The organism is Sphingomonas parva (ex Maeng et al. 2020) (assembly GCF_004564275.1).
Lineage (GTDB): Bacteria > Pseudomonadota > Alphaproteobacteria > Sphingomonadales > Sphingomonadaceae > Allosphingosinicella > Allosphingosinicella parva.
The window spans coordinates 21,678-33,117 of the sequence record NZ_SPDV01000028.1 but is presented as its reverse complement, the minus strand read 5'-3'; the positions used below and the strand labels follow the sequence as shown (position 1 = coordinate 33,117).

Below are 11,440 nucleotides of genomic sequence, written 5' to 3'. Positions count from 1 at the left end.
ATGGCGGCGCGTCCTGCCTCGACGCTACACGGCGACGACCCGCGGATGAAGGGGAAAGCGAATGATTCCGCTCAAGACCGAGTGGCACGCGCTGACCGACGTTGGGGCCGTCCGCAAGCTCAACGAGGATCGCTATCTCGCCTCCGACGCGCTCGGCCTGTGGGCCGTCGCCGACGGCATGGGCGGCATGGCGCACGGGGACTGGGCGGCGGCGACGGCGATCGAGGCGCTCGGCGGCCTGCAGCGGTGCGATGGCCTCGAGGAGACGCTCGCCAGCGTGGCGTCCGCACTGCGGGGCGCCAACGAGCAGCTTCTTGCCGAAGCGGAGCTGCGCGGCCAGCAGCTGGGGACGACCGCGGTCGTGCTCGCCATCCGCGACCTGCAATACGGCCTCCTCTGGGTCGGCGACAGCCGCGCCTATCTGATCCGCGATGGCCAGCTCCGCCGCCTGACGCGGGACCACAGCCAGGTGCAGGAGCTGGTCGACCGCGGCCTGCTCGACGCCGACGGCGCTGCGCGCCACCCGCTCCGCAACGTTCTGACGCGGGCGCTCGGCGTCTCGACGCCGCTCGAGCTCGACCGGATCGAAGGGCGGCTCGAACCGGACGACCTGCTTCTGTTGTGCAGCGACGGCCTGCACGGCGTCGTCGACGATGCCGAGATGCAGACGATTCTAGATCGCGAGCGGCTCGACGAGGCCCTTCCGACGCTGGTTCGGCGCTGCCACGAACTCGGCGCGCCGGACAACATCACCGTCATTGCCATCTCGGTATCCGAGTCTACGCTGATCCAGTTCGCAGCCATCGACGCGGGGGTCGGGATTTGAGCGAAGGGGAGGACGACAAGACGGTCTTCCGGCCGTCGGGGCAGGGCGAGCCGCCAGCTCCGCCGCCGGACGCCACGATCATTTCACCGCGCGGTCAGACGCCGACCCCCACCGCCGTCCCGACCCCGCCGCGCTCCAGCGCGGGCGTGCAGGTCGGCGACGTCCTCAATCATATCTTCGAGGTCAAGAGGTTCATCGCGCGTGGCGGGATGGGCGAGGTCTTCGAGGGGATCAACATCAACAGCGACGAGCGGGTCGCGATCAAGGTCATCCTGCCGGCGCTCGCCGCCGATCCGAACGTCACCGCGATGTTCCGCAAGGAGGCGCAGACGCTGGTGCGGCTGTCGCATCCGGCGCTGGTCCAGTACCGCGTGCTCGCGCAGGAGCCGCAACTCGGCATCTTCTACATCGTCACCGAATTCATCGACGGCGTCGATCTGTCGTCGGTGCTCGGCAAGATCAGCCCGACCCAGGAGGATCTGATCGGCCTCACCCGGCGCCTGGCCGAGGGCCTGCGCGCTGCCCATGCGCTTGGCGCGATCCACCGCGACATTGCGCCCGACAATGTCCTGCTCGAGGGCGGACGGCTCGAGCGGGCGCGGATCGTCGACTTCGGCATCGCCAAGGACGTCGATCCGGGGTCGAAGACGATCATCGGCGACGGCTTCGCCGGCAAGCTCGGCTATGTGGCGCCGGAACAGCTCGGTGATTTCGGCCGCAATGTCGGTCCCTGGACGGACGTCTATAGCCTCGGCCTCGTCATCCTCGCCGTGGCCAACGGCCGCGGCGTTGACATGGGCGCGTCCTTCGCCGACGCGATCGACAGGCGCCGCAAGGGGGTCGACACGAGCGTGGCGCCGCCGCTGATCCGCGCGATCCTGGCGAGGATGCTCGTCGCCGATCCATCGAAGCGTTTCCAGTCGATGGACGAGGTCCTCGCCGCCGTCCAGCGGGCGGAGGCGAGCGCGCAGGCATCGGCGCGCCCGCGCCGCCTTCCCGCACTCCCGAACGCCTCGAACATGGCCGGACGGCTGAAGGACGTCCCGCGCCCTCTATTGCTCGGCGGCGCCGGTGCGGCGGCATTGCTCCTGGCCGGGCTGGGCTGGGTCGCGTTCGGCGGCGATGACGGGCGCGCGCCTCCCGCCGCGCCGGTTGCCGGACCGACGGCCGCGGCGCCCGCTGCGCCGCGCCCTGCCTCACCGGCGGACGTCCGAGGCGCCCTCGAAGCGGCGCTGCCGCAGGTTCCCTGCACCTGGATGACGCTGATCCGGGCCGACCAGGGCGAAAGCGGGGTCTCGCTCGGCTTCGCCGGCGTCGCGGGCCGTCCCGCCGACGCCGAGGCGGCGATCTTCAAGGCGGTGAGCGGCACCGGCGCCTCGGTGGCGGCGTCCGACCTGTCGGCGGTCGCCCCGGTCGACACTTCGTTCTGCGGCGCGCTGGACGCCGTCCGGCCGATCCGATCGACCGCCGCTCCGCGCATGTCGATCTCGCAGCCGAGCTATGAGATCGCGCCGTTTCCGAACGGCGACTACGAAGGCGAGACGGGTGCGCGCGTGGTGATCGATTTCGCGCTGAACGGCCTCCCTGGCGAGTTCGCGCTGTACGGGATCGATGAGGACGGCAAGGGCAACGCCATCTTCCCTTCGCGCGCGGCCTTCATGAGCCACGTTGAGACGAGAAACATTCAGCCGCTCGATGGCCACGATCGATATCGGATCACGATCGATGCGCAGCGCGGCACCGGCTGGGGAGGCCTGCTGCTGCTGACCGGGCGCGGCGGCTTCGATCCGGACCTGCTCGCCAACAGCGGCTCACCCGCTTGGCAGGACCGCTTTGCCGAGCGCGCCGCGGCGAACGGCTGGAAAGCCGAGATGATCTGGGTCAAGTTCGTCGACGAACTGCCCAACTGAAGCACCCTGGCGGGCTATTCCTTCGACAGCCGATCGTAAGCGCCGGCCAGAGCCGCGGCGAAGACATCGACGAAGCCGTCCGCGCCGGCGAACGCCTTTTCGTAAGCGCGCCAGGCCGCGGCATCGTCGCGAGCGCGCAGCTTGATCGCCTCGGGCGCGAACTGATCCAGCGCCGCGGAAAAGGCGTCCTGCATCGCCTGCAGGGTCGCCCGCTGGTGGCGGTCGAGCTCGCGGCAGGCGTCGGCCGCCATCTCGGCGGCGGCGCTCGGCGGGGCCGAGAGCAGGGCCTCGAGCGGGGCGGCTTCGCCGGTCTTGAGAGGATTGGCCGACGGCGGCTCGGCCGGCAGGCGCAGCTCGCGGCGGGCCTTGCGACGGTCCGCCAGCATCGCCGCAAGGCCCGTGGTGGTCGCGCGCAACGCCGATCCCGCAGCCGCGAGGATCGCTTCATCATCGGCCTGGATCGCGCCGCGATCGATCCCCGCGGCCCGCAGCAGAAGCGTGACGGCCCCCGTGGCCTGCGCCGGCGGCGCCGCCGAGGCGGCGGGGGCGCGCGCGGCGGCGCTGCCGCGGCCCCAATCCTGGAGGTTGATGCCGGTCGTCGCGCCGGGCGGGACGGACGGCTGGGTGTCGGCGCCGGTGTCGATCGCGACCGCGATCTCGACGAGGCCGATCCCCAGCACGTCGCCGTGCTGGAGCGCCGCCGTGCCTGGGATCCTCTGCCCGTTCAGCGTCGTTCCGTTGGTGCTGCTGTCCTGGACCTGCCAAGCGGGCCCATTGCCGACCAGGGTGCAATGGCGGGCCGAAACGAGCGCGTCGGGGATGACGAGATCGGCGGCGGCATCGCGACCGATGACGATCCGGCCCGTCGACCTGCGCAGAGGGGCGGGCAGGGGCATGGCTGCGTTGCCGGCGCCGCGGGGCGTGAGAATGACGGCCATTCGACCTCCAGGTTCCCGGTTGCCCTATTCCTACCGACCATTCAAAACTCCGCAACTGAACTCACCGCGGGCGGTGAGCGGCGGTGCCGGGGGGCGACATGACCGAGATCACCACGCGCTACGATCTTGTGGCCTATCCGGCAGGCCTGTTCCCGACGACCTTGCCCGATCACATGGCGGCGATCGCGCGGCTCCACGGCCTCGATGCCGCCGCCCCAGCGAAGGCCCGCGTTCTCGAGGTCGCCGGCGGCGACGGGGTCAACCTTATCGCCATGGCGGCCGCATGGCCCGACGCCCGATTCCACAGTTTCGATCTCTCGTCGGCCGCGGTGGGACGTGGCGCCACGCTGGTCGCGGCCGCCGGCCTCGACAATGTCCGGGTCGAGGTCGACGACCTGCTCGAGGTCGCTGACCGGCTCGACGGCCCGTACGATTATGTGATCGTGCATGGTCTCTATGCCTGGGTGCCGGAGCCGGTTCGCGAGGCGGCGCTGCGGCTGATCGGGCGGGTCCTGGCGCCCGAGGGCGTCGCGTTCGTCAGCTACAACGCCCAACCCGGCGGCCATCTGCGCAGCGCGATTCGCGACATGCTGCTCCACCATGTCGGCGACATCGCCGATCCGGTCGAGCGCGTCGGGGCGGCGCGCAAGGTGCTCGAGCAGTTCGTCGCGCCGCGAGAGGGCGACCGGCCGGTGGTCGCCGCGCTGCGGCAGATCGCCGAGCCGATGCTGCGCAAGAATGCCGGCTCGCTCTACCATGACGAGCTCAGCGACTGCTACGCCCCGCAGTCTCTGTCGCAGGTCGCCGCGGCGGCGGAGCAGCACGGGCTCGCCTTTCTCAACGATGCGGTCCCGTCGATGCTCTACGACGGTCTCCCGGGAAAGGATCTCGACGATGCCGCGGTCGTTCATGCCGCGCAGGCGGACGATTATGTCGCCGCCAGCTTCTTTCACCAGACTCTGCTCGTCCGTCCCGGCCGAGGGCCGTGCCGCCGGATCGTGTCGGCCAATGTCGCCGGACTGCTGGCATCGTCACAGGCGACGCGGACCGGCGAGGGCAGCTTCGCCGCTGGCGAGGACCGGTTCGAGATCGGCGACCCCCGGCTCGCCGACTTCATCGGCCTACTCGGCGAGGTCTGGCCGGCGCGCCTGCCGCTCGCCGGCTTCGCCGATTCGCTGGAACATTGCGAGGCGCTGGTCCAGCTCGCCCACAAGACGCTGATTGGCTTCCACGCCGTGCCCTATCCTGCCTGCCTGGACCCGGGCGAGCGGCCGCGCGCCAGCCCGCTCGCGCGCGCCCAGATCGCGAGCGGCGCCACCAACCTGTTTACCCTCGATCACCGCATGGTCGCGTTCGTGGAACCGGGGCCGCGCGCGTTCCTGAGCCTGCTCGATGGCACGCGCGACCGGGCGCAGATCGCGGCGGCCTGGGAACAGTCCGAGTTCGGCGGCCAGGTCTCGGTGGACGAGGCGCTCAGCCAGTTTGCACGAGCGGGGATGCTGATCGCCTGAGCGCGCTTTGCTGGCCGGTCGTGGCGGACGGGCAGGCGATCTTGACGAACGGATCGAGCACGAACGGATTGGTCCCGCCGAACGTCCGCACGCGGAAGTCGAACCGAGCACCGGCCTGGGTGAGGCTGCCTTCGCCGATCGCCGGTGACGCGCCGCTCTTGACGGCGGCCGCCTTCATCAGCCGGAACGCGGCCCATTGTCCCGGCCACGAGCGCACTTCGGGCGCCGTGCCGGTGGTGGCGAACTCGACCGAGGCCCCGCCCGGCCCCGGCCACTCGAACGTCACCGGGATCGGAGACTTGCCGTCGAACGTCAGCGTCTGGCCGTCGATCCGCAGCGTGACCGACGGCGCGCCGGCGAGGGCCACCGGCTCTACCTGGTAAGACAGGCGCGCCGAATGGGGATCGCCACCGAAGAAGATCCGGGTGACGAGGTTCGCCGCCTGAAGCGCGCGGACGTTCGCCTCGGTCAGGCCGACCTCAGTCGCGTTCGGCTTGGCCTGCCAGCTCTCCGTGCTGGTGTCGACATAGCCGGCGAGATCGTCGTTGACGAAGCGCGCGAACTGGCCCTGCGGCGCGAAGAAGCGTGCGAAGACGTCGAGCGGCAGCTCCGCCGCCGCGGCGGGGCGGACCGGAAACGCATGGGAGAGGAGTTGCAGGCACTGCTCGCCGAAGCTGGCGTTGATCGCGCCGCTCATCTGCGCGAGGCGCGCTCCGCCCAGGGCGACGCTCGCGTCGCTCGCCACCGCCTTGGCCCACAAGCCCGCCGGCGGTGGCATGGCGTTCGCCGATTGATCGAGCTGCAGGATCAGCGCCTTCGCTTCGAGGCTCTGCTGGGAGCCGGTCGCGCCGCCGCCGCCGGGCAGGACCGCGATGACGTTCAGCTTGTCGGCGAGCTGGCCCATTGTCGTCATCAGCGCGTCGACCGGGGCGTTCGACGGCGCGCCGCCCGCAGCCGCGGTTCCGACGAAGATGCGCAGCGGAACGAAGGCGTCGACGATGCTGCGGCGCGGATCGCCGCCGCCGGCGAACGCCGCACCGGCCGCACCGGCCGCGGTCTTGGCCGCGGCGCCGAGCACACCGCTCTGCGGCAGGACGGCGCTCGCCTGCGGTTTCGGCACGTTCTTCCCCGGTGTCAGATCGGTCGCCTTGGCGATGGCCCGCAGCAGCGGCGCGATCGGCGAGAGGGGACCGCTGCCGTCGCGCAGGCGCTGGACGTTGTCGGCCAGCGAGGTTACCGGGCGCGGCTTCAGCGAAGCGACATAGGTCTGCCAGCGGCTGAGGAACTCGGCGAAGTAGAGCCGCTCCAGGTCCTGGCGGAGGGCGCCGAGCTCGGCCGCGGAGAGGCGGGCGACGCCGGTGTCGCCGACCACCCAATTCTCCTCCTCGAGCAGCTTCGGACCGCTCGCGGCGATCGGCAGGAACGTCCGCTCGTAGCCGGCGCGGGTGAACAGGGCCGGCACTCCGGCGCCGGGCGCGAAGGCCCCCCCGCCGTCAAAGAAAAGCTCGGGACGCGGGCCGGCATTGTCGCGCGCGGTCCACATCGGCTCGCCCTTCTCGATCGCCCGGGTCTTCAGCCGCCCGTAGACGCGCACGGCGGGCGGCTGGGTACGCAGGATCGCCCGCGCCGTCTCGATGCGGGCGTCGTCGATGGCCACCGGCTTGAAATTGCCGTCGAACAGGGCCGCGGTATGCCTGGCGAGCTCGCCCGCCTCGCTCTCGGCGCCCGGCCCGCCGCGCGCCGTCCAGGCCGATTGCACCCAGGCGAGCACATGCTCGTCGAGGGTCGGACCGCGGCCGCCGAGGATCAGATAGGATTTGAGATCGTCATAGAGCGCGGCCGGGGCGGTGCCGTTCGCCGCGAGCCGCTCCTCGGCGAGGCCGACCAGGATCGGAGTCAGCCGGCGCTGGAGATCGCGGCCGTAGACGCCGCGCAGCTCGCGCCCGAGCCGGCCGCCCTGGCCGAGGCCGAGCCCGAAGTCGCCCGCTTCGGTCATGTCGTGGGTCGCCTTGCCGAGTACGCCGAGGGCGGCGAGGTCCTGCTCGACGCTGGTGCCCGCGGCCGCGCCCCCGGTGGCTTCGGAATAGGCCGACGCAGTCGCGTAGATACTGTGAATCAGCGCCATGTTGCGCGAATAGCCCCAGATCCACAGCCCGATGGCGAGCGTCAGCGCGACCCCGGCGGCAGCCACGCCGGCGATGTAACGCTGCCTCGTCCGCCGCTCCGCGGCGGGGTTCCGCCCGGCCATGCCCTGTTCCGGGATGACGAGATCGGAGAAGAAGCGCTTCAGGAAGAAGCTGCGGCCCTGGCCGACCGCCTGGGCCGAGGCGAGCGCAGGCAAGCCGGCGCCGAGCAGGATCCGGTCGACCGGGTTTCCGGTCTGCGTTCCCGACGCCAGATAGACCCCGCGGACCCGCGCCGGCTCATCGAACCGGCTACGTACGGCGAGCGCGGCAAGCAGCGTGGCGAGTGGGGCGCGCAGCGAGGCGAGCTGACCCGGAAAGCCCGCCATCTGCGCGCGCAGCGGCAGCTGCGGCTCGCTCTGCATCCGGTCGACGAGCCGCGACGAGACGCTCGTGACGAGCGCGTCGAATCCCCTGAGGACGGAGTCGCTGTCGGGGTTGGTGCCGGGCGCGGTCGCTCCGAACACCTGATCGGACTCGGCGTCGGTGCTGCGCGCGAAATACTCGCGGAAGCCGGAGAGCAGATCGGCCTTGGTGATCAGCACGTAGACCGGCAAGTCCTGGCCGAGCGTCTCGCGGATCTCGGCCAGCCGGGCGCGGATATTGCCCGCGTGCGCGGCCATCGCCGTCTTGTTGGCGAAATCGGGCGCGGGAATGGCGACGATGATGCCGTTGAGTGGCTGCAGCGGGCGGTGGCGCTTGAGCAGCTCGAGGAAGCTGCGCCAGCCCTCCGCGTCGGCCGCGGCGTCGATGTCCTGGGTCACGTAGCGGCCAGCGGTATCGATCAGCACCGCCTCGTCGGTGAACCACCAGTCGCAGTTCGGCGTGTTCGGCTGGCCGCGCAGGGCACGATACTCGCCGGCGACGGCGGTGGGGAAATCGAGGCCCGAGTTTAGGAGGGCGGTGGTCTTGCCGGCACCCGAAGGGCCGATGATCGCATACCAGGGCAGCTGGTAGACATAGGCGCGCTCGCTGCCGAGCCGCGCCGATTTCAGCATGTCGAGCGCTTCGACGAGCTTCGCCGCAATCTCGTCATGATCGGCCGGGGACCCCGGCTTCAGCGCCTCGATCATTGCCGCGTTGCGCCGCTGCGCGCGGCGGCGCGACCACAGCCAGGCGCCGGCGACGACGAGGGGAGGCAGCAGCGCGAAGAACAGGGCCGCCGGCCACCATTCGAACGGGCGGAAATCGCCGATTGAGACGAGCGGCCCCAGGAACCAGATCAGCAGGCCGAGCAATATCGCGCCGAGAGCCCGCCAGAACCAGCGGGAGCGGAGCAGAGCCTTCAGCTTTCCCATCGGTCGCTCCCCCTTCGCGCTAGCGCCAGGCAATGTCGTTGGCGACGCGGATCTCGACGCGCCGGTTCTCCCGCCGTCCGTCCGGGCTGCGGTTGTCGCCGATCGGCCGGGTCTGTCCGAAGCCGGTGGTGCTGATCCGATCGGGGTCCGTGAGGCCCGCGCCGGAGAGCTCCTCGGCGACGGCGTCCGCGCGCGCCTGCGAAAGCTCCTGGTTCGACGGGAAACGCAGCGATCGTATCGCCTGGTCGTCGGTATGCCCCTCGATGCGCATCGGCCCCCTGGACAGGTTGGCTGCCTCGGCGAGCCGGGCGAACGTGTCGGACCAGCCGCTCGACGGCTCCGCTTCGCCGGACGCGAACAATTCCTGGTTGCGCAGCCGGATCACGATCTCGTTGCCCTCGCGCAGCAGCTGCAAGCGGCCGCGACGCACGTCGGGCGCGAGGATGTCGCGGATCCGTGCATAGGTGGGGGTGGCGCTCTGCGCGGGCGGCGGGGCAGGGGCGACCTGCGAGCTGCCGACCGCCTGGTTGAGGGCGGCGATCGCCGCGTCGCCCTGGGCGCTGAGCCGGAAGAGGAGCGCCCCGAAGATCAGCAGCGCGAAGGCCGCCACGCCGGTCAGCACCGCCCACAGCGGAATTCGCGGCGCGTAGCGCCCCGCTCCGACCGGATGTCCGCGCCATTGGGGCGAAAGGTCCGCGGGCGGCGGTCCGCTGCGATTGGTGATCGTCGCGGCCAGCCGCGCGCGCCGCTGGTGCAGCAGCGACTCTCCGCGCGGCTCGAGCGCCGCCCGTCCCTCGAAGCCCAGTGAAAGGCATTGGTAGAGCAGCTCCATCAGCCGCGGCTCGCGATTGGGATCCTGCTCCATCCGCTCTGCGAACTGGAACATGCGGTCGCCGCCCTGGGTGTCGTTGTGATAGACGGCGAGCAGGCTCTGCTGCGACCACGGACTGTTGGCGCCCCAGGGCGTCGCCATCACCGCATCGTCGACGAACGCACACAGGATGTAATGGGCGAGCTGGAGCGACTTCTGCTCGAGCCCGAGCTTGCGAGCCCGGGCGCTGAACGCGTCCAGCTCCTGGATCACGAGCCGCCGCAGGCCGCCGAGATCGGGCCCGATCGGCATCAGCCGGATGCGGCTGGCGAGATGGATCAGGCGACCCGCGGCCGCGACGAGCGGCTCGGGTCCGTAGAGGTCAGGCTCGGCGCTGGCAAAGTCGATCCGCGGTGTGCCGCCGCTCTCCACCGCCGGCGACCCCGGGGCGGGAACGGGCGCGGGCGGAGCGCCGCCGCCCGGCGTACCCTGCCAGCTCGGCGGCGGAGTGGTCGGGAAGCCCTGGGGCGCGGCCCCCGGCGTGCGCGGGGGCGTTCCGCCGGGCCGGAACACCGTCCGATCATTGTCGTCGCCGTCGCTGCTTCCGCCGTTCATGTCTGCGCCCCCCGGATCGCCCACATTTCGAGTTCGAGACCCGGTATCTCGCCGGCGACGTGGAGCGCGACGGTGCCGGAGGCGCGGACTGCCTGCCACTCCTGGTGGCGCGTGTTGATGTTGAAATAGACCGTGCTGGCGCGGAACGGGATCTGGCGCGGCTCGGACGGCATCGGGTGGATCTCGACGCCCGGCAGCTGGCGCATGACGAGGTCGCGGATATGCTCGACCGAGCCGATCTTCGTCCGACGCGGCATGTTGGCGCGCAGCTGCTCGCTGTCGACCGCGCCGCGCACCGCCAGCACGAAAGAGCCGCTTGCGAACAGCGACGCGTCGGTGATCTGTCCAACCGAGATGCCGTAAGCGCGCTGCTCGAGCGGAATCGGCACCGCGCTCTGCTCGAACACGGCGCTGAGCGAGCGGCGGAGGTCCTGCATCACCGCGTCGAAGCAGGCGCGCTGGTCGCGGTGCGCGTAGAGCGGCATGTATTGCGGCCGGTTGCTGCTTGTCGTGAAGGTGGAGAGCTCGGCAGCAAGCGTGCAGAGCAGCCCGTAGAGGTCGGCCGGGTGCACCGAGGGCAGGGCGGCGACGTGCTTGAGCATCGCTTCGGCGCGGTTGACCGCAATCAGCATCAGGAAATCGGTGACGTCGGCAACGCCCTTCGCGCCGGGCGTGCCGAGACGGCCGGCGATCGCCTCGGCCCGCTGATGGACCATGCCTTCCAGCTCCGAGACGAAGCCGGTGAGGACCGGGCTGGCGGTGATCGTGACTCCGCACGGGATGAAGCCCTCGTCGAGCGCGACCGAATCGTCGGCCCGGCGCTCGATCACGCGTGCGATCGGAAGCGTGATGTAGCCGTCGAGGCCCTCGCCCTCGTGACGGAGCGAGAGCTGCAGACGGCCGACGTTGATCGGCACCCGGGACGCGCCGCCGTAGACGGTGTCCGCCGCCTCGAACTCGTCAGCCCGGAACCGGGTCTCGATGTGGCTGCCACCGTCCAGCCTGACGTCGGCGATCCCAGCACGCGCCTGCGGAATGCAGAGGTAGACGACGCTGTCGCGGGTATCGCGCAGCACCTCGAGCGGGAGCGGGGCGGCGGCATATTCCGGTACTCGAAAGGGCGTGCCGTCCTCGAAGACGCCGACACATTTGGTGATCGAGAGCTTGCCGGTTTTCAGCTGGCCCGCGTCGATCTGGAGCTCTGCCACGCCATAGCCGTGCGCGGCGAGCGGAGCGACGCGTCCCTCCAGCTGGGCGCCGACGAAGCGCTCGAACTGCTGGAAGTGCTGGGGGCGCAGGAACATCCCCTCGGACCAAACGGGCTTGTTCTCCCACGTCACTCGGCCAA

The 11,440-nt window shown here is 70.9% G+C and carries 7 protein-coding genes; 3 read left to right on the top strand and 4 right to left on the bottom strand.

Annotation, left to right across the window (positions count from 1 at the left end):
* Window positions 1-61: 61 nt before the first annotated feature.
* Window positions 62-826 (top strand): PP2C family protein-serine/threonine phosphatase, encoded by a 765-nt coding sequence (locus E2493_RS13930; protein ID WP_135087812.1) that lies wholly within the window; start codon window positions 62-64, stop codon window positions 824-826.
* A complete protein-coding gene (locus E2493_RS13925; protein WP_135087810.1) occupies window positions 823-2,736 on the top strand; it encodes a serine/threonine-protein kinase in 1,914 nt (637 codons plus the stop codon). Before E2493_RS13930 ends, E2493_RS13925 begins: the two co-directional genes overlap by 4 nt.
* A gap of 14 nt (window positions 2,737-2,750) precedes the next feature.
* Here the strand turns inward: E2493_RS13925 and E2493_RS13920 are convergent, their stop codons facing one another.
* Entirely contained in the window at window positions 2,751-3,674 is a 924-nt protein-coding gene (locus E2493_RS13920; RefSeq protein ID WP_135087808.1) for an FHA domain-containing protein, read from the bottom strand.
* Between the two features lie 98 nt (window positions 3,675-3,772).
* Here E2493_RS13920 and E2493_RS13915 point away from each other — a divergent pair, with 98 nt between their 5' ends.
* Window positions 3,773-5,185, top strand: a complete 1,413-nt coding sequence (locus E2493_RS13915) for a class I SAM-dependent methyltransferase (RefSeq protein ID WP_135087806.1) — start codon at window positions 3,773-3,775, stop codon at window positions 5,183-5,185.
* Here E2493_RS13915 and tssM read toward each other — a convergent pair.
* The 3 genes from tssM to tssK are packed head-to-tail and all read right to left on the bottom strand — an operon-like array spanning window position 5,148 to window position 11,432.
* Window positions 5,148-8,666, bottom strand: coding sequence for a type VI secretion system membrane subunit TssM (gene tssM, locus E2493_RS13910; RefSeq protein ID WP_135087804.1), 3,519 nt, complete (start codon window positions 8,664-8,666; stop codon window positions 5,148-5,150). The two genes, E2493_RS13915 and tssM, sit on opposite strands and share 38 nt — an antisense overlap.
* A gap of 19 nt (window positions 8,667-8,685) precedes the next feature.
* Window positions 8,686-10,092: a type IVB secretion system protein IcmH/DotU gene (gene icmH, locus E2493_RS13905; protein ID WP_135087802.1), complete on the bottom strand. Its 1,407-nt coding sequence runs from the start codon at window positions 10,090-10,092 to the stop codon at window positions 8,686-8,688.
* On the bottom strand, window positions 10,089-11,432 hold the full coding sequence (gene tssK / locus E2493_RS13900; RefSeq protein ID WP_135087800.1) for a type VI secretion system baseplate subunit TssK: 1,344 nt from the start codon (window positions 11,430-11,432) through the stop codon (window positions 10,089-10,091). Before tssK ends, icmH begins: the two co-directional genes overlap by 4 nt.
* Between the last annotated feature and the right edge of the window lie 8 nt (window positions 11,433-11,440).